Raw genomic sequence first — 19,124 nt, 5'->3', positions numbered from 1 at the left:
GCCTGGTCGCTCGCACCACCTGATCAAGAGAGGATGACACCATGTCCGATATTCAGAGCTTCAAGGCTGAACAGAAGTACGAAACCTTCTCCTACCTGCCGCAGATGACCGACGAGCAGATCCGCCAGCAGATCCAGTATCTGATCGATCAGGGCTGGAACCCGGCCATCGAGCACAGCGAGCCCGAGAACGCCTTCGGTTCCTACTGGTACATGTGGAAGCTGCCCATGTTCGGCGAGCAGTCGGTGGACACCGTGCTGGCCGAAGTGGAGGCCTGCAAGAAGGAGAACCCGGGTCACCTGGTGCGGTTGATCGGCTACGACAACTACGCCCAGTGCCAGGGCACCTCCATGCTGGTGCACAAGGGCTGAGCCCGGGGCAACCGCCCTGCCCTCACCCCAACCCCTCTCCCGCCAGCGGGAGAGGGGCTTACCAGGAGACACCCATGCACGAACAAGTTCGCGATTATCAGGTCACCCAGGAGCCCTACTACCGCGCCGTGGGTGACGAGGTGGATCTCTACGAAGCCGCCTATGCCGTGCGCATGCCCATGATGCTCAAGGGTCCCACCGGCTGCGGCAAGACCCGCTTCGTGGAATACATGGCCTGGAAGCTGGGCAAGCCCCTGATCACGGTGGCCTGTAACGAGGACATGACCGCCTCCGATCTGGTGGGGCGTTACCTGCTGGATGCCAACGGCACCCGCTGGCAGGACGGCCCGCTGACCCTGGCCGCCCGTCATGGCGCCATCTGCTATCTGGACGAAGTCGTGGAGGCCCGGCAGGACACCGTGGTGGTGATCCACCCCCTCACCGACAATCGCCGCGTGCTGCCCCTGGAAAAGAAAGGGGAGCTGGTGGAGGCCCATGAGGATTTTCAGCTGGTGATCTCGTACAACCCGGGTTACCAGAGTCTGATGAAGGATTTGAAGCAATCCACCAAACAACGTTTCGGCGCGCTGGATTTCGCTTATCCGGAGGCCGATGTGGAGAAGGAGATCGTCTCCCACGAGACCGGCGTATCTGCTGATGTGGCCGGCAAACTGGTGGGCGTGGCCGAGCGGGCCCGCAACCTGAAGGGTCACGGCCTGGATGAGGGCATCTCCACCCGCATGCTGGTCCATGCCGGCTCCCTGATCGCCCGGGATGTGGCTCCCCTGGCCGCCTGCCGCATGGCCCTGGTGCGCCCCCTGACCGACGACCCGGACATGCGCGACGCGCTGGATGCGGCGGTGACTACATTTTTCTGAGTGCCCGTGGAAGCAGGATCAGCGCCCTTTAGAACTCAGCTTCCCTGTGAAGCCTGGTATCCCCCTGTGGGAGCTCGGCCCCGGTAGGAACTCGGCCCCTGTGGGAGCTGGCCTGCCAGCGATGCGCTGCGGCAGCAGCGCCTGGAGGAGTAGCTGCCCACCGCCTTCGCGGGCGAGGCCCGCTCCCACAAAGGCCTGCCCCCAGCACAAGGGGCTGGTTACACAGGGGGCCGGCTCCGAAACAAACCGGCCAATGAAACAAGAATGATCATCAGACCCATCAGAGGGGACTGCCATGAGCATCGATCTGGAAGATTATCGGGATCTGCTGGATGACCTGGGAGGTCATGCCGAAGAGGTGATGGGGGCCGCCTGGCAGGAAGCGGTGCGCACCTTCAGTCCCTTTGGCCTCAAGCATTACTACCTGGATGGCGCCGAGGCCCTGAAGAGCCTGGGCCGGGGCAGCGAGCCCGTGATCGACTTCATCCAGGAGGCCCCCAGTGTGGCCCGGGAACTGGGCGAGGAGGCGGTGCGCCACCTGCTGGAAGCCGCCGCCCGGCTCTCCTCCAAGACCAGCGGCGCTGTGGTGGGCCTGGTGATCGCCACCAGCCCCATCGCCGCCCGTCGCCTGGGCGACCCGGATCTGTTCCTGCGCTACCTGGGGCTGCTGGAAAACCTGGTGGCCCAGGCCCCCCGGGGCATCCGTCCCATGCTGGAACACCTGGACGTGCTGCTCACCCATCTCACCCTGGGCGGACTGCGCCGCTGGGCCCTGTGGGGGGCCAAGGTTCATGGGCGCGATTTCAAGGCCCAGGTGGCCTACTTCGCCCTGGAAACCCCCGAATCCCAGTCCGTGTTCCAGAAGGAGCGTCGCGGCACCCTGTTCGTGGATGTACATCGACGCATCAACATGTACCTGCGGGCATTGTGGGCCCGGGACTTCTTCCTGCGTCCCACCAGTGGCGACTTCGAGTCCAAGGAAGGGGTACGCCCCTATATCGAGGGATTCACCGTCCACGTCCCCGATGCCTACGACGACGAGCATGGCCTCAGTGGCCTGCAGATCTATCGGGCCACCGCCGCCCATGCGGCCGCCCATGTGGTGTACAGCCGTGCCCGCATGCCCGCCGATAACCCGGGCGGTATCACCGGGATGCTGGTGGGTCTGATCGAGGACGCCCGGGTGGAAACCCTGGCTTTGAACGCCTTCCCCGGTCTGCGCCAGATCTGGGCGCCCCTGCACGTGACCACCCCGGAAGATGGCGACCGGGTCACCCCGCTGCTGGGCCGCACCGCCCGGGCCCTCCTGGATCCCGACTACCAGGACGACCACCCCTTCGTGATCCGCGCCCGCGAGGCCTTCGCCGCCCAGGGGGACAACCTGGAACGCCATGGCCTGGCCTGGGAACTGGCCTTCGAACTGGCCCCTCATTTCCCCGGCTCCGCCCGCTTTCACGCGGTGCACGACCACATCCCTGTGCTGTACCGGGATGACAACCGCGACATCTGGGCCCTGGGCTCCGAGGAGGACTTCGACACCATCCGCCTCGGGCAACCCCAGCAGGAGCGTGTCCACGTCTCATTGATGGAGATGATCAACGAGCTGGACGTGCCCTTTGCCGGCGACGATGCCCAGCAGATCCTGATCCTGAGCTCCGAGTTCTTCCGGGACTCGGAGGACGTGAGCCTCAATGAGCAGGAGGGCAAGCCGCCCGTCTCCCTCCCTTATCACTATCAGGAGTGGGACTACCAGATGCAGCTGGAGCGGCCCCACTGGTGCACGCTGCTGGAGCGCCGCCCGCTGATGGGCGACCCGGCCGTGATCGACGCGGTGGCCGACAAGCACAAGCCGCTGATCAGTCGCCTGAAGTACCTCATCGAGGCCCTGCAGCCCCAGGGCATGGTGCGCCATCGCCGCCAGCCCGAGGGGGATGATCTGGACCTGAACGCCCTGGTGGAGTCCATGGTGGACCTGCGCATGGGGCGCCAGCCAGACCCTCGGGTGCACATCCGCCATGAGCGCAAGGTGCGGGATCTGTCCGTTCTGGTGCTCATCGATCTGTCCGAGTCCACCAATGATCAGGTGCGCGGCACCGACAGCACCATCCTGGAACTGGCCCGGGAGGCCACCGCCCTGCTGGCCGGCGCCATGGATCGCATCGGTGATCCCTTTGCCATCCACGGCTTTGATTCCGATGGGCGCCACGATGTGGAGTATTTCCGCTTCAAGGATTTTGAGGATGCCTACGACGATAAGGTGAAGGGTCGCCTGGCCGGCATGAAGGGGCAGTTGTCCACCCGCATGGGCACGGCCATCCGTCATGCCGGGGAGGTGCTGCGGCGTCAGCCCACGCGCAAGAAGCTGATGCTCATCATCACCGACGGGGAGCCTTCAGATACGGATGTGCGCGATCCCCAGTACCTGCGCCAGGATGCGCGTCATGCGGTGGAAGAGGTGGCCAAGCACGGCGTGGATGCCTTTTGCATGAGCCTGGATCCTCATGCGGATGACTATGTGGAGCGGATCTTCGGGGCCAAGCGGTATATGGTGGTGGACCATGTGGCCCGGCTGCCGGAGACGTTGCCGACGCTATATGCGGGGTTGACGCGGTAGGGGGTAATCTCCCCCTACGACCGACTCTCCCGATTCCGCCGCCGCAGATCCAGCAGCTTCTCCCGGATGCGGATCTCCAGCCCCCGCTCCACCGGCTCGTAATACCGGGGCTCCCCCATCCCCTCCGGGAAATAGCAGGCCCCCGCCGCAAAACCATCCACCTCGTCGTGGGCATAGCGGTACCCCTTGCCGTAATCCAGCTGCTCCATCAGCCGCGTGGGGGCATTGCGCAGGTGCATGGGCACCTCCTGGGTGCCGCGCTTGCGGGCATCCTCAAGGGCGGTGTTGTAGGCCACATACACCGCATTGCTCTTGGCCGCGCAGGCCAGATAGATCACCGCCTGGGCCAGGGTGAGTTCCCCCTCCGGGCTGCCCAGACGATCGTAGGTGTCCCAGGCCTGCAGGGCCAGGGTGAGCGCCCGGGGGTCGGCATTGCCGATGTCCTCGCTGGCCATGCGCACGATGCGTCGGGCCAGATAGCTCGGGTCGCAGCCGCCGTCGATCATGCGACAGAACCAGTACAGGGCCGCGTCCGGGTCACTGCCGCGCACGGACTTGTGCAGGGCGGAGATCTGGTCGTAGAACAGCTCGCCCCCCTTGTCGAAACGGCGCAGGCCCTGGCTGGTGACCTCCTCCAGGATGCCCTGGTCGATCACGGGCCCCTGCCCTTCATCCCTGGCCAGGTCGGCGGCAATCTCCAGTAGGTTCAGGGCACGACGGGCGTCGCCGTCGGCCATCTGCGCCAACAGGTCCCGCAACTCCGGGGCCATGTGCAGGTGACGGTCGCCCAGGCCCCGCTGGGCATCGTCCAGGGCCCGGTCGATGATGGCACGAAGATCCGTCGGCTCCAGGTTCTTGAGCACATAGGTGCGCACCCGTGAGAGCAGCGCGTTGTTCAACTCGAACGAGGGGTTTTCCGTGGTGGCCCCGATGAAGGCCAGGGTACCGTCCTCCACATGGGGCAGAAAGGCATCCTGCTGGGACTTGTTGAAACGGTGCACCTCATCCACGAACAGCAGGGTGGGCCGGTGTTCCTCCTGCTGGGTCTGCCGTGCCTGTTCCACGGCGGCGCGGATGTCCTTCACGCCGCTGAGCACGGCGGAGAGGGTGATGAAGCGGGCGCCGCAGTAGTGGGCGATCAGTCTGGCCAGGGTGGTCTTGCCGGTGCCCGGCGGCCCCCAGAAGACCATGGAGTGCAGGTGATCCTCCTCGATGGACCGGCGCAGGGGCTTGCCGGGGGCAAGCAGGTGCTGCTGGCCGGCATACTCCTCCAGATGAGTCGGCCGCATCCGGTCTGCCAGCGGGCGGGCGGGGTTGATGGAATCGGATACGGCCATGGCGTCAGAGGATGGATCAGGCGCCCTGGGCACCTTAGTTGTGCATCACGTCCACACCCGGCGGGGGCTCGAAGCGAAACCGGGAGGCGGGAATGTCGGGATTGATATCCATGTCGCCAAAACGGATGCGGGTCTGCTGACCGAACTGGTCATACAGCACCATCATGCGCACCTGACGCCCGTCCATGCCAATGAGTAGTTGTTCGAAATCCGAGCCTGCTTCCCGCGGGGTCAGGGCCAGCCAGCTCAGGCCTTCGATCTCGCCCTGCTCTTCCACGTGGAAATCCTCTTCCAGGGGTCGAGGCTGGGAGAGCAGCATGACCGGGGTGCGGCCCAGCACTTCATCCATCTCCTGCACCGTGGCCTGGGCCAGGTCTTCATCGTAGGTCCACAGGAACTGGCCATCGGCGATGATCTGCTGGGTATAGGGCTTTTCGTAGTCCCAGCGGAACTGACCGGGTCGCTTGAGATACACCCGCCCCTCGGTGGCCTGCATGACCTCGTCCTGTTCCGTGAGCACCACCTGCTCGAAATCGGCCTGGAAGCTCTCCATCTCCTGAAAGAAGTGGTTGAGGCGCTCGCGGGCATTGTCGGCCTGGGCAGGGGCGGTCATCAGCCCCAGCAGGGCCAAGAGGATCAAAAATCTGCGCATGATGCACTACTCCTGTGGCGCGGGCGCCAGTACTTCCCGATTACCGTTGGATTGCAGGGGGCTGACCACGCCGGCGTTCTCCATGTCCTCGATCATGCGGGCGGCGCGGTTGTAGCCGATCTTCAGGCGCCGCTGCACATAGGAGATGGACGCCTTGCGCGACTCCAGGACGATGGCCACGGCCTGATCGTACAAGGGGTCGGACTCCTCGCCACTGTCCACCGGCTCCAGTCCTGGTACGACCGCCGAACCGGACTCGGGTTCCTCCAGGACCGCGTCCACATACTCGGGCTCGCCCTGAGCCTTGAGGAAGTTGACCACCTCGTGCACTTCATGGTCTGCCACGAAGGCTCCGTGCAGACGTACGGGGTGGCCGCTGCCCGGCGGCAGGTAGAGCATATCCCCGTGACCGAGCAACTGCTCCGCCCCCATCTGGTCCAGGATGGTGCGCGAGTCCACCCGGGAGGAGACCTGGAAGGCAATGCGGGTGGGGATGTTGGCCTTGATCAGGCCGGTGATCACGTCCACCGAGGGGCGCTGGGTGGCCAGGATCAGGTGAATGCCTGCGGCCCGGGCCTTCTGGGCCAGGCGGGCGATCAGCTCCTCCACCTTCTTGCCCACCACCATCATCATGTCGGCAAACTCGTCCACGACGATGACGATGAAGGGCAGCGGCTGCAGCTCGGGGGCCGGTTCATCCGGGTCCAGGGCCGCCTGGGGGTTGTAGAAGGGATCGCGGATGGGTTCGCCCTTGGCCGACGCCTCCTTGAGCTTGCGGTTGTAGCCGGCGATGTTGCGCACCCCCAGGTGGGACATGAGCTTGTAGCGGCGCTCCATCTCCGCCACGCCCCAGCGCAGGGCGTTGGAGGCCTCTTTCATGTCGGTGACCACCGGGGCCAGCAGATGCGGGATGTCCCCGTAGATGGACAACTCCAGCATCTTCGGGTCGATGAGGATCAGGCGCACCTCTTCCGGGCGGGCCTTGAACAGCAAGGAGAGCAGCATGGCATTGATGGCCACGGATTTACCCGAGCCGGTGGTGCCTGCTACAAGCAGGTGGGGCATCTTGGCCAGGTCGGCCACCACGGGGGAACCGCCGATGTCCTTGCCCAGGGCCAGGGTGAGCGCCGATCCGGCACCATCGAAGACCGGTGCGCGGATGATCTCCGAGAGACTGACCAGTTCCCGCTTCTGGTTGGGGATCTCCAGGCCCACGGTGGACTTTCCGGGGATTACCTCGACGATGCGCACGCTGATCACCGACAGGGCCCGGGCCAGGTCCTTGGACAGGCCGGAGATACGGCTCACCTTCACGCCGGCCGCGGGTTGAAGCTCGAAGCGGGTGATCACCGGTCCGGGGTGGACCTCGACCACCTCCACCTGCACACCGAAGTCCTGTAGTTTTTCCTCCACCAGACGGGAGAGTTGTTCCAGGTATTCCTCGGTGAAGCCGCCCTCCTGGGCCTTGGGCTCGTCCAGCAATTTCAGCGGCGGCGCGGCGTTGGGATCGATGCTGTCATCGCCAAACAGCGACAACTGCATTTTGGGTTTCCTGGCCTTGGGAACCGCGGGCTGGGGTTCGGACACCATCGGTTCCAGCACCGGCTCGATCCTTGGCTTGTCGTTCTTGCGGGTCTTGCGGGAGGCCTTCTCGGCAGCCTGTTTCTCTGCCTGCTGGCGCTTTTCCTCCTTGCGGGCCTCGGCCTGCTTGCGTTTTTCCTCCTTTTTCACCTCGGCCTCGCGGGCCTTCTCGGCACGCCTGAGGGCGCGGCGTTCCATGATGACGGCCAGTTTCTCCCGGCCACGGGCCACCAGCCACAGCACGCCCCTGCCCACGGCATCCATCAGGGCCAGCCAGGACAGCCCGGTGAACAGGGTCACGCCAGTGAGGAACAGGGCCAGCAGGAACAGGGTCACGCCCACCAGGTCCAGCATGGGCACCAGCCCCTCGCCGATCACTTCGCCGAGGATGCCGCCGGCATTGAGCGGCAGCATGCCGGGCAGAAAATGCAGGGTGGCCAGACCACAGCCGGCGGCCAGGGTGATCACGAAGCCAAACCAGCGCACCCCCAGGGTATGCAGATCCAGTTCACCGGTATCCTTGCGCCCCCGGAAGACCAACCAGCCGCTATACCCCACCATCACCGGCGCCAGATAGGCCAGATAGCCGAACAGATAAAAGAAGACATCCGCGAACCACGCGCCCACACGCCCGCCCAGGTTGCTCACCTGCATTCCGGTGCCGGTCTGGGACCAGCCGGGGTCGGCGGGGTTGTAGCTTGCCAGGGCAATGAACAGATAGGCCGCGGCCGCCGTGAGCACCAGCAGCGCACCCTCGCGCAGGCCCCGGCGCACATGTGCGCTCATGGGGCGTCGGGGCGTCGGCTGCTTGCCGCGTACGGTCTTCTCCGCCTTTTTCTTTTGCCGTGCCTGAGCCAATTTGGAGTCTGGGTTGAAGGCTAGCCGCCTAGTGTACCGTAGGAGCGCCAGCGGGCGCACACCCACCATCACCGCCGGCGCCTTTACGCTCGCGGTCGCTTTAAGTAGATTGGCCATACTTTGAGGGAGACAGTATACGATGAGTGACGCCAAACACTGCCGCCTGCTGATCCTGGGCTCCGGTCCGGCCGGCTATACCGCTGCGGTTTACGCGGCCCGCGCCAACCTGAATCCGGTGCTGGTCACCGGTCTGGAGCAGGGGGGCCAGTTGACCACCACCACCGACGTGGACAACTGGCCCGGCGACGCAGACGGCGTGCAGGGGCCGGAGTTGATGGCCCGCATGAAACGTCATGCTGAACGCTTCGAGACGGACGTGATCTTTGATCACATCCATACGGCAGAATTGAGTCAGCGGCCCTTTCGACTCACGGGCGATGCCGGCAGCTACACCTGCGATGCCCTGATCATTGCCACCGGGGCCTCGGCCATGTACCTGGGCCTGCCCTCCGAGGAGGTCTTCAAGGGCCGCGGTGTATCCGCTTGCGCCACCTGCGACGGGTTCTTCTATCGCGGCCAGAAGGTGTCCGTGATCGGGGGCGGCAACACGGCCGTGGAAGAGGCCCTGTATCTGGCCAACATCGCCGACCATGTCACCCTGGTGCACCGTCGCGACAAGCTGCGAGCAGAGAAGATCCTGCAGGACAAGCTCTTCGAGAAGGAACGCGAGGGAAAGGTCACCATCGCCTGGGATCATGTGCTGGACGAAGTGCTGGGGGATCAGACCGGCGTCACCGGGATGCGCATCCGTCACGTGAATTCCGGTGAGACCCGGGATGTGGATCTGCAGGGGGTGTTCATCGCCATTGGCCACAAACCGAACACGGATCTGTTCGAGGGTCAGCTGGAGATGAACAACGGTTACATCCGCGTGCAGAGCGGTCTGGATGGCAATGCCACGGCCACCAGCATCCCCGGGGTGTTCGCCGCCGGGGATGTGATGGACCATGTGTACCGCCAGGCAGTCACCTCGGCGGGCGCCGGCTGCATGGCGGCGCTGGATGCGGAGCGGTTTCTGGACGAGGTTTGAGAAAGGCGCCGGGGGTGGGGCGCCCATGACAGGTTGACCAAGGAACACCGGCCGCCCCACCCGGTCCTAATCAGGGTGCCCACATCAAGGCTCCGACATGGCTGACGCCTCCCACGCTGCGCTGGAACTTCGCATCATCGATGCCCTGGATCATATCCAGCCGCAGGAATGGGATCTGTTGGGTGGCGGTGACCACCCCTTCCTCAGCCATGCCTTCCTCTCCGCCCTGGAGAGGCACGACTGCCTGGGCTCGAAGTTCGGCTGGTATCCCCGCCACATGATCCTGCGGGAGTCGGACGGTACGCTGGTGGCCGCCCTGCCCCTCTACGCCAAGACCAACAACTACGGCGAGTTCGTGTTCGACTGGGCCTGGGAACAGGCCTGGCAGCGCTCAGGGCTGCGTTACTACCCCAAACTGGTGTCCTCCATCCCCTACACCCCGGCCACCGGCCCGCGGCTGCTGGTCCACCCGCAGCGCGATGCCGGGACACTGCGCCAGACCCTGATCCAGCAGGCCATGGAGTTCACCGGCAGCCAGGGATTGTCCACCACGCACTTTCTGTTCACGGATACCGGGGACACCCAGGCCCTCAGGGAGATGGGGCTGGCCCTGCGCCTGGGCTGTCAGTATCACTGGCGCAACGACGGTTACCGGGATTTCGATGACTTCCTGGACTGCTTCAGTTCCAAGAAGCGCAAGAACGTGAAACGGGAACGTCGCCGTGTGCAGGAACAGGGGCTGGATGTGCGCATCCTGCATGGGGATGAGGTGGATGATGCACTTTGGGCGGTGTTCCACCGTTTTTATCTGGCCACCTTCGAGCGCAAGTTCGGCATCCCCACCCTCACCCTGGACTTCTTTCGGGAAACCGCCCGCACCCTGGGCCGACAGGTGATCATGGTGCTGGCCGAGGAAGATGATCGGCCGGTGGCGGCGGCCCTGTGTTATCGGAGCCGCGATACGCTCTATGGCCGTTACTGGGGGTGCGAGCGGGACTATGACGGGCTGCATTTCGAGGCCTGTTATTATCAGGGCATCGACTACTGCATTCGCCACGGTCTGGACCGGTTCGAGCCGGGCGCCCAGGGGGAGCACAAGATCAGCCGGGGTTTCCTGCCCACCCGCACCTGGTCGGCCCACTGGGTGGACAACGCCGGCCTGCGCGGCCCCGTGGCAGATTTCTGTCGTCGCGAAGAGGCGGCCATGCGGGAGCAGTGCGAGCAGTTGATGAGTCTGTCGCCTTTCCGGCAAACATGATGGCCGCATCCCTTGTGGGAGCGGCCCTCGGCCGCGAATGGTGTGGCAGGGAGTTTGGTTGCCCTCTCATTCGCGGGCAAGGCCCGCTCCTACAAACAGCAGCCCCAAAGACAACCGGCTTCCACAGGAAGTCTTCCCTACAGGAACGCCTGCGGCGATACTGAGGAACTGACGTTGCAGACTCAAGAGAATGGAGACGCCATGTCTGGCAACAACCAAGTGCAATCCCTCACCTGGCTGCGTCCAGGCCAAACAGACGAACCCTTTCCGCCGGTGGACCGGGCCCTGCGCGAACCCAACGGTCTGCTGGCCGCAGGCGGGGACCTGAGCCTGCCGCGGCTGCTCAATGCCTACCGGCACGGAATCTTCCCCTGGTACGAGGCCGGCCAGCCCATCCTCTGGTGGTCGCCGGACCCACGCACCGTGATCTACCCCGAGAATGTGCGCGTCAGCCGCAGCCTCGGAAAGACCCTGCGTCGCGGCGAGTTCACCGTCACCTTCGACCAGGCATTCAACGAAGTGATCAAAGGGTGCGCCGGCCCCAGGCGTGGCGTGGACGGCACCTGGATCACCTACGGCATGCAGCAGGCCTTCACGCAGATGCATCGCACCGGCTATGCCCACTCGGTGGAAGTGTGGCGGGAAGGGGAACTGGTGGGCGGCCTGTATGGGGTGACCGTGGGCCGGGTATTCTTCGGAGAGTCCATGTTCAGCCACGCCACCGACGCCTCCAAGGTGGCCTTGGTGGTGCTGTGCCGACACCTGCAGCACTGGGGCTATCCGCTACTGGATTGCCAGACCCCCTCCGACCACATGACACGCATGGGCGCGGAATCCATCTCCCGGGCACGGTTCAGCGCCCGGCTGGATCAGCTGTGCTCCGTGCCGGGACGCCCAGGCCCCTGGGAGGTGGAACCGGGGATTTGACCACCCCGCTCCCTACTGCTTGTCCCCCAGGGTGATGTTCACCTCCAGGATCTCGCAGTCTCCCTCGCTTTCCAGGTTCATCTGTACCGCATCGTCACCCACCTGGACATACTTGCGGATCACCTCCAGCAACTCCTTGTGCAGCGCCGGGAGGTAGTCCGGTCCCGAGCGGCTACTGCGCTCCCGGGCCACGATGACCTGCAGGCGCTCCTTGGCCACCTTGGCGCTGGTCTGTCGTGGGCTCCGGAAATAATCGAAGATACCCTTCATGACGATCAACCTCTGAACAGGCGTCCGAAGATGCCCTTTTTCTGCGTGGTGATGAAACGGTGTGGGCGATCTTCGCCCAGGAACCGGGCCACGGCATCCCGGTAGGCCTGTCCCGCGTCGGATTCCGTGTCCAGCACCACCGGCATGCCGGCGTTGGAGGCGTTGAGCACCGCCTGGGACTCGGGAATCACCCCCAGCATGCCGATGGACAGGATCTCCTGCACATCCTCCACGCTGAGCATCTCGCCCTTCTCCACCCGATCTGCCGAATAACGGGTGATCAGCAGATGGGCGGGCAACGGATCCTCGCCCTGCTCGGCACGACGGGTCTTGCTGGAGAGGATGCCCAGCATGCGGTCCGAGTCACGCACGCTGGACACCTCCGGGTTGGTGACCACGATGGCCTCATCGGCAAAATAGGCCGCCATCAGGGCACCGCGCTCGATGCCGGCGGGGCTGTCGCAGATGATGTATTCAAATTCCTGGGACAACTCCTCCAGCACCTTTTCCACCCCCTCCTGGGTGAGGGCTTCCTTGTCCCGGGTCTGGGACGCCGGAAGGATGTAGAGGTTCTCGGTGCGCTTGTCCTTGATCAGGGCCTGACGCAGGTTGGCGTCGCCGTTGATCACATTGACGAAGTCATACACCACCCGTCGCTCGCAACCCATGATCAGATCCAGGTTGCGCAGACCCACGTCGAAGTCCACAACGGCGGTCTTGTGCCCCTCCTGGGCCAGTCCCGTGGCGATGGCGGCAGATGTGGTGGTCTTGCCCACCCCTCCCTTACCCGAGGTAATCACTACAATGCGTGACATAAAGCCTGCATCTCCTAAAAAAGTTCAGCGCTAGATTTCCAAAATCCTGATGGTCTCACCGGACAGGGTGATCAGGCGATTATCACCCCGCTCGGTGTCCAGGATATCCTCTGCAATACGGTAATGTCCGGCAATGGATACCAGTTCTGCATCCAGACGCCGACAAAAGATTCGTGCCGAATCCAGCCCGCGCACGCCGGCAAGGGCCTTGCCCCGCAGCGGGCCATACACATGGATGTGCCCATCGGCCAGCACTTCTGCCCCCGCCGACACCGCACCGGTGATGATCAGGTCTCCACCGCGTGCATACACCTGCTGCCCGGAGCGCACGGGCTGGTTGACCACCAGGGAGGGTGTATGAACGGCCTGTACTGGGGGCACCGGGGCAGCTTCCGACGTCTCTTGGGGGGCACTCTCGATCGGGGGCTTGGGTGCGGGTCGCAGTGGCACCTCGCCACCGGCACGGGGGCCCAGCACGATCAGTGGCAGGCCGGTGCGATCAGCCAGCGGCGCCGAGACCTGGCTATACAGCAATCCAATCAGTTTCAATCCGTGCTGGCGCACCGTCTCCAGCGCCGAAAGCAGGTCCTGAGCCGGCGTGTCAGCCATGGCGTCCATATCCACCACCACGGGCATGTCGCGCATCAGGTCCGGCGCCTCATGCATGCGCGCCTCCAGGGCCTCCTGCAGCGCCACCGGCTCAGCCGGGTGCAGCCTGAGGATGGAGACCAGGATCATTCGGCCCTTGAACTCGATGGGCTGGATAGGGCTGGGGTTCGCACTCATGGGAAATGGTCCGGCAGATCGGCCAGCGTCGCCAGCCTTTGTAGGTTTGTTGAGTCTGTCGAGGCGCGCATTGTAACGGTTTGCTGGATTGTTCGCGCCGACAACATGCTAATATGCTTATACTATAAAGCGAACATTTCAGCCGCAGTGGTGAGCGTCTATACCACGCCCCCCGGGCGTTCGTTCGACCACCCCGGCTGACCACCCCGAGGTATGGAGCGAAGTACCGATGAACCATAAAGATAAGCAGATCCAATCGGCGGTCCAGCGCGCGCTGGGCGACAAGGGCCTCTCCCGACGCGACTTCCTGCGCCTTTCCGGCGGCGGCGCCCTGCTGGCCGGCGCCGCCACCAGCGGCCTGCTCTACCCGGGTACGGCACGTGCCGTATCCACCAACGCGCGCATTGTCATTGTCGGCGCCGGTGCCGCCGGCCTGTCCTGCGCCACGCGCCTGAATCGCGAACTGGAGGGCGCCCAGATCACCCTGATCGATCGGCGCGAAGACCACTACTACCAGCCCGGCCTCACTCTGGTGGCCACAGGGGTGTGGAACACGGCCAAAACCCTCGACAGCAACCGTCGCTACGTGCCCTCCGGCGTGAACTGGATTCATGACATGGTGGCCGAATACGACCCGGACAACAACCGGGTGATCACCGACGACGGGCGCACCGTTGAATACGATTACCTCATGGTCACCACGGGCCTGCAGGTCAATTATGATCAGGTGGAGGGCATGTCGGAGGAGTTGATCGGCCAGCGTGGCGTGGGCTGCGTATACGACAAGCCTGAACTGGCCGAGCGCACCTGGCGGGCCGTGGACGAGTTTGTCGACAACGGCGGCGTGGGGCTGTTCACCCGCCCGCGGGGCGACATCAAGTGTGCCGGCGCCCCGCTGAAGGTCACCATGCTCACCGAGAGCCGCATGAAGGAACGCGGCACACGGGACAAGGCCGAGATGCACTACCTGCCACCGGGTGCCAGCCTGTTCTCCCAACCGGACGCCGACGATTTCCTGAGCAAGAACTTCCCGGAACGCGGCATCCAGATTCACTGGGACCATCCCCTCACGGCCATCGACCCGGACGCCAAGACCGCCACCTTCGACACCCCCCTGGGCGATGAAACCCTGGATTACGACTTCATCCACGTGGTGCCGCCCATGAGCGCACCGGATTCGCTGCGCGAGAGTGAACTGGCGGCTCAGGAGGCCCCGTTCAAGGGCTGGCTGGAAGTGGATCGCCACACCCTGCAGCACAACCGCTATGCCAATGTCTTTGGCGCCGGGGACATCAACGGCGTGCCCATCGGCAAGACGGCGGCCAGTGTGAAGTCGCAGGTCCCGGTGGCCGTGGAGAACATGATCCAGGCCATTCAGGGCCGTGAGAACTCAGCCAGCTACGATGGCTACACCTCCTGCCCGTTGATCACCGAATTGGGCAAGGCCATCCTGGTGGAATTCGATTACGACCTGAAAATGAAACCATCTTTCCCCGTCATCAGCCCCTACGAGGAACACTGGGTGCCGTGGGTCATGAAGGATCGTCTCCTGCTGGCCGCCTACCGCGCGATGCTGCGCGGCCGTATCTGATTCACGTTGCAAACTTAGGAGCAAGCAATGGCCTTTTCATTCGTAGGCATTCTGGCTGTGGTACTGGAGTTTTTCCGTGGGTGGTTCTGGCTGCTGATCCCGCTGATCGTGCTTGATCTTGTGCTGCTGGGGCTCTTCTTCAAGCGCACCTCCGGCCGCCGTCGCAAATTTTCCCTGCCCTTCAAGGCCTCCATCGGCTTTGGTGTATTCACCTTCGTGATGGCCTTGATCACACTGCCGGGGATCACCCGTTCCAGTTGGGAGATGCTGGCGGGGGCTGTGGATTACCTTTCGCTCATTGGCGCCAGTGTCGGTTTTGGTGTGCTGTTCGCCATCCTGGCCTTCCCGGTGATGCTGCACATGCTGGGCATCGGCCCGAAGCACAAGCCTGAAAGCCAGGCCACTCGGCAGTCCCCGGCCCCGGAGACGGAGACGGGGGCGGAGGCTGAGCCTTCAACAGCCTCCCAGCAACCCCAGGGCTGACCACCTACCTGTGGGAGTCGGGCTGCCGGCGATGCGCTGCGACAGCAGCGCCTTGCATGAGTTTGTTGCCCGCCGCCTTCGCGGGCAAGGCCCGCTCCCACAGGAACATGGCAACCCCACAAGCAAGAAGGTCCTTCAGGGGAGGGCAACCAACTGGGCACTGCTTGACAGCCCAACGCCCCCCGGCTAGCTTTGCCACACCCCTGCTGCCACCGGGCCTGTCATGAAGATCAGCCATCACGAACTGCCCCTTGTCACCGAGGCCCCCATCCAGATCCTGGATGTCACCGATGCCGTCCGTGACCTGCACGCCACCAGCGGCATCCGCAATGGCATCGTCACCCTGATCTCCCGTCACACCACCGCCTACGTGAATCTCAATGAGCAGGAGCCCATGCTCCAGCAGGACATGCTCACCCACCTCAAGCGCCTGGTGCCCCGCGACGGGGATTACCGGCATAACGAGAATCCAGTGGATGGCCGCGACAACGCCCACTCCCATCTCATGGGGCTGTTCATGAACGCCTCGGAAACCATCCCCATCGTTGATGGCGAACTGCGTCTGGGAAGCTGGCAGTCCATCTTTTTCATCGAACTGGACGGCCCCCGACCGGAGCGCCGTCTATCCGTCCATTTCATGGGGACCGAGTAACGCCCATGCAGGCCTCCGACATCGACGGCTTCTTTGCCGAACCCCACCAGATCGATCTGGAAAAACACCTCATCCTGGACTACACCCTGGAGTGCGTGGGTGACCCGCGCACGGCAGCGGCCCATCTGTGCAGCGAGCAATCCACGGCCCAGTGGAAACGGGTGGACGTGGATGAGGATCTGCGCCCGCGGTTTGGCGCCAAGGTGCTGGAACTGGAAGTCATTGAGCAACGTCAGGCTCTGAGCTATCCCGTGCAGCACGCCGCCCAGGGAGACATCTTCGCCTGCCGTGTAAAGATCGCCCATCCCCACGAGAACTTCGGGCCGCGCATTCCCAATCTGATCTCGGCGGTGCTGGGCGAAGGGCCTTTCTTCACCCCCGGCATCCCGTTGATCAAGTTGCAGGACATCCACTTTCCGGACAGCTTCCTGGCCCATTTCCAGGGTCCGAAATTCGGGGTGCAGGGGCTCAGGGATCAACTCAATGCTCATGACCGCCCCATCTTCTTCGGGGTGATCAAACCCAATATCGGTCTCCCACCGGATGCCTTCTCCGCCATTGGCCACGAGGCCTGGCTGGGCGGTCTGGACATCGCCAAGGACGATGAAATGCTGGCCGACCCGGAGTGGTCACCCCTGACCGAGCGCTGCGAACATCTGGGGCGCGCGCGACGTGAAGCCGAAGAGGCCACCGGCACCCCCAAGATCTACCTGGCCAATATCACCGACGAGGTGGATCGGCTGGTGGAGTTGCACGATGCCGCGGTGGCCCGAGGCGCCAATGCCCTGCTCATCAATGCCCTGCCCGTGGGTCTGTCCGGCGTGCGCATGCTGCGCAAGCACACCCAGGTGCCGCTGATCGCCCACTTCCCGTTCATTGCCGCCTTCAGCCGCCTGCCCCATTACGGCGTGCACAGCCGGGTGATGACCCGCCTGCAGCGCCTGGCGGGCTTCGACACGGTCATCATGCCCGGCTTCGGCCCGCGCATGATGACCACCGACCAGGAGGTGCAGGACAACATCCGCGCCTGCCTGGAGCCCATGGGCCGGATCAAGCCCTGCCTGCCGGTACCTGGTGGGAGTGATTCGGCGGCCACGCTCAAACGGGTGTACGACAAGGTGGGCAGCGTGGACTTCGGCTTCGTGCCCGGCCGGGGTGTCTTCGGCCATCCCATGGGCCCGCGCGCCGGCGCCACCAGCATCCGCCAGGCCTGGGACGCCATCGGCGCCGGGGTGGATGTGCACACCCACGCAGAGCAGCACCCGGAACTGGCAGCGGCGCTGAAGGCCTTCGGTTAAGGCTGAAAGCCTTCGGTTAAGAAAGGTGATCAACGCTCATGCATCTGTTGCCTTTCTTCAATGAATACGATCCCAGAATTGCCCGGCCAGCACTTCCAGGTGCTCGGACAACCGGTTGAGTTCCTGGGCGGCCTGCTCGATCTGAACGATGGCGTCGGCGTTGCCATCTGCTGAATGGCGGATATTGGTGATGCTGCGGTTGATCTCCTCGCTCACGGCACTCTGCTCATCCACCGCCGTGGCAATCTGTACGCTCATCTCGGTGATGGAGCTGACATTGCGAGCGATCTCCTCCAGTGACTGTGCCGCCTCGTCGGCCTGACGGACACTGCGCTCGGCCTGCTCCTGACTCTGGCCCATCACCTGCACCGAAGACTGCGCGCCCGCCTGGAGCTTTTCGATCATGCCCTGGATCTCCTGGGTGGCGTTCTGGGTGCGGGCTGCCAGGCTGCGCACCTCATCGGCCACCACCGCAAAGCCCCGCCCTTCCTCGCCGGCACGGGCCGCCTCAATGGCCGCATTCAGGGCCAGCAGGTTCGTCTGCTCGGCTATCCCCTGGATCACTTCCACCACCGTGCTGATCTCCTCGGTGCGCTGCTCCAGCTCATGGATCGCGTGGGTGGCCCGTTCCACCTCATCCGACAGGTTGCCGATGGCCTCGCCGGTGGACACCACCACCCGGCGTCCGCTATCGGCACTGGCATCGGCCTGTTCGGCTGAACGGGCCGTATGCTGGGCATTGCGGGCCACCTCCTGCACACTGGCGGCCATCTCGTTCACGGCAGTGGCCACCTGGTCGGTCTCGGCCTGCTCGCGGAGGATCTCCTGTCGTGTCTGCTCAATGACGCCAGCCATTTCCTTGATCTGCCGGGAAAGCCGACGCGCCGCCTCCGCCACGCGACCCACGGCAGCACCGGTCTCGGTGGCCAGCATGCGCATGGCAAACTGGATCTCTCCCACCTCGTCCACGCGACCGGTGTAGACGTACTGACACAACGGATTGTGCACCACCGCGCGAGCCTGTGCCTGCAGTCGGGCCAGGGGACGGGTGACCCACCAGGCCCAACCGCCTGCCAGGGCCACGAACAGCAGGATGGGTACCAGGGTCTGGCCGGCGGGCGCCCCCATCAGGGCACTACCGAGCCAGCCCAACAGGCCGGCCAGCCCCACGGCACCCAGCAGGCGCATGCGCAGACCGGGCAAGGACCCTCTCAAAGCCAGGGGGGGCCGGCCGGCCATGACCTGGGCATACAGCCTGTCGGCGCGCTCCACGCACTCCCGGGGAGGGCGGGTGCGCACGGACTGGTATTCGGTGATCCGCCCATTGTTGCGAATGGGAGTGACGTAGGCACTCACCCAGTAGTGATCCCCGTTCTTGCAGCGATTCTTCACCAACCCCATCCAGGACTGCCCACTCTTGATGGTGTCCCAGAGATTCTGGAAGGCTGCCGGCGGCATGTCCGGGTGACGGACGATGTTATGGTTCTGGCGCATCAACTCGTCCACCGAGAAACCGCTGATGTCCACGAAGTCATCGTTTACATCGGTGATCGTGCCCTTGGCATCGGTGGTGGACAGGATGTTGGTATTGGCGGAAAAGGTCTTCTCCCGCCCGGTAACCGGCAGATTCTTTTTCATGGTTTGCCTCCGGCATGGGAGGGGG

Annotated in this window: 17 protein-coding genes; 10 read left to right on the top strand and 7 right to left on the bottom strand. The window is 64.2% G+C overall.

From position 1 onward, the window contains the following. Positions 1-41 precede the first annotated feature (41 nt). From ECTHA_RS0111550 to ECTHA_RS0111540, 3 genes are all read left to right on the top strand, one after another. Positions 42-371: a ribulose bisphosphate carboxylase small subunit gene (locus ECTHA_RS0111550; protein ID WP_025282292.1), complete on the top strand. Its 330-nt coding sequence runs from the start codon at positions 42-44 to the stop codon at positions 369-371. 74 nt (positions 372-445) lie between these two features. Next, entirely contained in the window at positions 446-1,249 is an 804-nt protein-coding gene (locus ECTHA_RS0111545; protein ID WP_025282293.1) for a CbbQ/NirQ/NorQ/GpvN family protein, read from the top strand. 295 nt (positions 1,250-1,544) lie between these two features. Then, on the top strand, positions 1,545-3,863 hold the full coding sequence (locus ECTHA_RS0111540; protein ID WP_025282294.1) for a nitric oxide reductase activation protein NorD: 2,319 nt from the start codon (positions 1,545-1,547) through the stop codon (positions 3,861-3,863). Positions 3,864-3,877: 14 nt separating this feature from the next. Here ECTHA_RS0111540 and ECTHA_RS0111535 read toward each other — a convergent pair whose 3' ends face one another. From ECTHA_RS0111535 to ECTHA_RS0111525, 3 genes are read right to left on the bottom strand one after another with little or no spacing between them, the layout of a single operon-like run. Further along, a complete protein-coding gene (locus ECTHA_RS0111535) occupies positions 3,878-5,200 on the bottom strand; it encodes a replication-associated recombination protein A (protein ID WP_025282295.1) in 1,323 nt (440 codons plus the stop codon). 34 nt (positions 5,201-5,234) lie between these two features. Beyond that, a complete protein-coding gene (gene lolA, locus ECTHA_RS0111530) occupies positions 5,235-5,852 on the bottom strand; it encodes an outer membrane lipoprotein periplasmic chaperone LolA (RefSeq protein WP_025282296.1) in 618 nt (205 codons plus the stop codon). A 6-nt stretch (positions 5,853-5,858) separates the two neighbouring features. Further along, complete coding sequence (locus tag ECTHA_RS0111525; RefSeq protein ID WP_084306947.1) at positions 5,859-8,360, bottom strand: DNA translocase FtsK; 2,502 nt, start codon at positions 8,358-8,360, stop codon at positions 5,859-5,861. 70 nt (positions 8,361-8,430) lie between these two features. On the opposite strand from ECTHA_RS0111525, the gene trxB reads away from it, so the two are divergent. The 3 genes from trxB (at position 8,431) to aat (ending at position 11,566) form a co-directional block, all read left to right on the top strand. Further along, on the top strand, positions 8,431-9,381 hold the full coding sequence (gene trxB, locus ECTHA_RS0111520; protein ID WP_025282298.1) for a thioredoxin-disulfide reductase: 951 nt from the start codon (positions 8,431-8,433) through the stop codon (positions 9,379-9,381). A gap of 97 nt (positions 9,382-9,478) precedes the next feature. Further along, the gene (locus ECTHA_RS0111515) at positions 9,479-10,639 is read left to right on the top strand and encodes a GNAT family N-acetyltransferase (RefSeq protein WP_026623749.1); all 1,161 of its coding nucleotides are present in this window, start codon (positions 9,479-9,481) and stop codon (positions 10,637-10,639) included. 201 nt (positions 10,640-10,840) lie between these two features. Continuing rightward, positions 10,841-11,566, top strand: coding sequence for a leucyl/phenylalanyl-tRNA--protein transferase (aat, locus tag ECTHA_RS0111510; RefSeq protein WP_025282300.1), 726 nt, complete (start codon positions 10,841-10,843; stop codon positions 11,564-11,566). A gap of 12 nt (positions 11,567-11,578) precedes the next feature. Here aat and minE read toward each other — a convergent pair whose 3' ends face one another. The 3 genes from minE to minC are packed head-to-tail and all read right to left on the bottom strand — an operon-like array spanning position 11,579 to position 13,437. Further along, a complete protein-coding gene (minE, locus tag ECTHA_RS0111505) occupies positions 11,579-11,836 on the bottom strand; it encodes a cell division topological specificity factor MinE (RefSeq protein ID WP_029762572.1) in 258 nt (85 codons plus the stop codon). Between the two features lie 5 nt (positions 11,837-11,841). Then, positions 11,842-12,651 (bottom strand): septum site-determining protein MinD, encoded by an 810-nt coding sequence (gene minD, locus ECTHA_RS0111500; protein WP_025282302.1) that lies wholly within the window; start codon positions 12,649-12,651, stop codon positions 11,842-11,844. Between the two features lie 30 nt (positions 12,652-12,681). Further along, on the bottom strand, positions 12,682-13,437 hold the full coding sequence (gene minC / locus ECTHA_RS0111495; protein ID WP_025282303.1) for a septum site-determining protein MinC: 756 nt from the start codon (positions 13,435-13,437) through the stop codon (positions 12,682-12,684). Positions 13,438-13,666: 229 nt separating this feature from the next. Here minC and ECTHA_RS0111490 point away from each other — a divergent pair, with 229 nt between their 5' ends. From ECTHA_RS0111490 to ECTHA_RS0111475, 4 genes are all read left to right on the top strand, one after another. Continuing rightward, positions 13,667-15,028 carry an NAD(P)/FAD-dependent oxidoreductase gene (locus ECTHA_RS0111490; RefSeq protein ID WP_025282304.1) on the top strand — a complete coding sequence of 454 codons (1,362 nt, stop codon included), beginning with the start codon at positions 13,667-13,669 and terminating at the stop codon, positions 15,026-15,028. A gap of 27 nt (positions 15,029-15,055) precedes the next feature. Beyond that, complete coding sequence (locus ECTHA_RS0111485; protein ID WP_025282305.1) at positions 15,056-15,511, top strand: hypothetical protein; 456 nt, start codon at positions 15,056-15,058, stop codon at positions 15,509-15,511. A 223-nt stretch (positions 15,512-15,734) separates the two neighbouring features. After that, a complete protein-coding gene (locus ECTHA_RS0111480; protein ID WP_025282306.1) occupies positions 15,735-16,163 on the top strand; it encodes a secondary thiamine-phosphate synthase enzyme YjbQ in 429 nt (142 codons plus the stop codon). 5 nt (positions 16,164-16,168) lie between these two features. Next, a complete protein-coding gene (locus tag ECTHA_RS0111475; RefSeq protein ID WP_025282307.1) occupies positions 16,169-17,461 on the top strand; it encodes a RuBisCO large subunit C-terminal-like domain-containing protein in 1,293 nt (430 codons plus the stop codon). Between the two features lie 57 nt (positions 17,462-17,518). On the opposite strand, the gene ECTHA_RS0111470 is transcribed toward ECTHA_RS0111475, so the two are convergent. Beyond that, positions 17,519-19,099: a methyl-accepting chemotaxis protein gene (locus ECTHA_RS0111470; RefSeq protein WP_025282308.1), complete on the bottom strand. Its 1,581-nt coding sequence runs from the start codon at positions 19,097-19,099 to the stop codon at positions 17,519-17,521. Positions 19,100-19,124: the final 25 nt, after the last annotated feature.

This window comes from Ectothiorhodospira haloalkaliphila ATCC 51935 (assembly GCF_000633935.1).
Classification (GTDB): domain Bacteria; phylum Pseudomonadota; class Gammaproteobacteria; order Ectothiorhodospirales; family Ectothiorhodospiraceae; genus Ectothiorhodospira; species Ectothiorhodospira haloalkaliphila.
The sequence above is the reverse complement of the archived record's forward strand: the minus strand, read 5'-3'. Positions and strand labels throughout refer to the sequence as shown.

What these genes read in the sequence shown, in the direction of transcription:
- ECTHA_RS0111490 (WP_025282304.1), top strand. Translation starts at nt 13,667, where the DNA reads ATGAACCATAAAGATAAGCAGATCCAATCGGCGGTCCAGCGCGCGCTG.
- ECTHA_RS0111540 (WP_025282294.1), top strand. Translation starts at nt 1,545, where the DNA reads ATGAGCATCGATCTGGAAGATTATCGGGATCTGCTGGATGACCTGGGA.
- trxB (WP_025282298.1), top strand. Translation starts at nt 8,431, where the DNA reads ATGAGTGACGCCAAACACTGCCGCCTGCTGATCCTGGGCTCCGGTCCG.
- ECTHA_RS0111475 (WP_025282307.1), top strand. Translation starts at nt 16,169, where the DNA reads ATGCAGGCCTCCGACATCGACGGCTTCTTTGCCGAACCCCACCAGATC.
- ECTHA_RS0111485 (WP_025282305.1), top strand. Translation starts at nt 15,056, where the DNA reads ATGGCCTTTTCATTCGTAGGCATTCTGGCTGTGGTACTGGAGTTTTTC.
- aat (WP_025282300.1), top strand. Translation starts at nt 10,841, where the DNA reads ATGTCTGGCAACAACCAAGTGCAATCCCTCACCTGGCTGCGTCCAGGC.
- ECTHA_RS0111545 (WP_025282293.1), top strand. Translation starts at nt 446, where the DNA reads ATGCACGAACAAGTTCGCGATTATCAGGTCACCCAGGAGCCCTACTAC.
- ECTHA_RS0111480 (WP_025282306.1), top strand. Translation starts at nt 15,735, where the DNA reads ATGAAGATCAGCCATCACGAACTGCCCCTTGTCACCGAGGCCCCCATC.
- ECTHA_RS0111535 (WP_025282295.1), bottom strand. Translation starts at nt 5,200, where the DNA reads ATGGCCGTATCCGATTCCATCAACCCCGCCCGCCCGCTGGCAGACCGG.
- minD (WP_025282302.1), bottom strand. Translation starts at nt 12,651, where the DNA reads ATGTCACGCATTGTAGTGATTACCTCGGGTAAGGGAGGGGTGGGCAAG.
- ECTHA_RS0111470 (WP_025282308.1), bottom strand. Translation starts at nt 19,099, where the DNA reads ATGAAAAAGAATCTGCCGGTTACCGGGCGGGAGAAGACCTTTTCCGCC.
- ECTHA_RS0111525 (WP_084306947.1), bottom strand. Translation starts at nt 8,360, where the DNA reads ATGGTGGGTGTGCGCCCGCTGGCGCTCCTACGGTACACTAGGCGGCTA.
- lolA (WP_025282296.1), bottom strand. Translation starts at nt 5,852, where the DNA reads ATGCGCAGATTTTTGATCCTCTTGGCCCTGCTGGGGCTGATGACCGCC.
- ECTHA_RS0111515 (WP_026623749.1), top strand. Translation starts at nt 9,479, where the DNA reads ATGGCTGACGCCTCCCACGCTGCGCTGGAACTTCGCATCATCGATGCC.
- minE (WP_029762572.1), bottom strand. Translation starts at nt 11,836, where the DNA reads ATGAAGGGTATCTTCGATTATTTCCGGAGCCCACGACAGACCAGCGCC.
- minC (WP_025282303.1), bottom strand. Translation starts at nt 13,437, where the DNA reads ATGAGTGCGAACCCCAGCCCTATCCAGCCCATCGAGTTCAAGGGCCGA.
- ECTHA_RS0111550 (WP_025282292.1), top strand. Translation starts at nt 42, where the DNA reads ATGTCCGATATTCAGAGCTTCAAGGCTGAACAGAAGTACGAAACCTTC.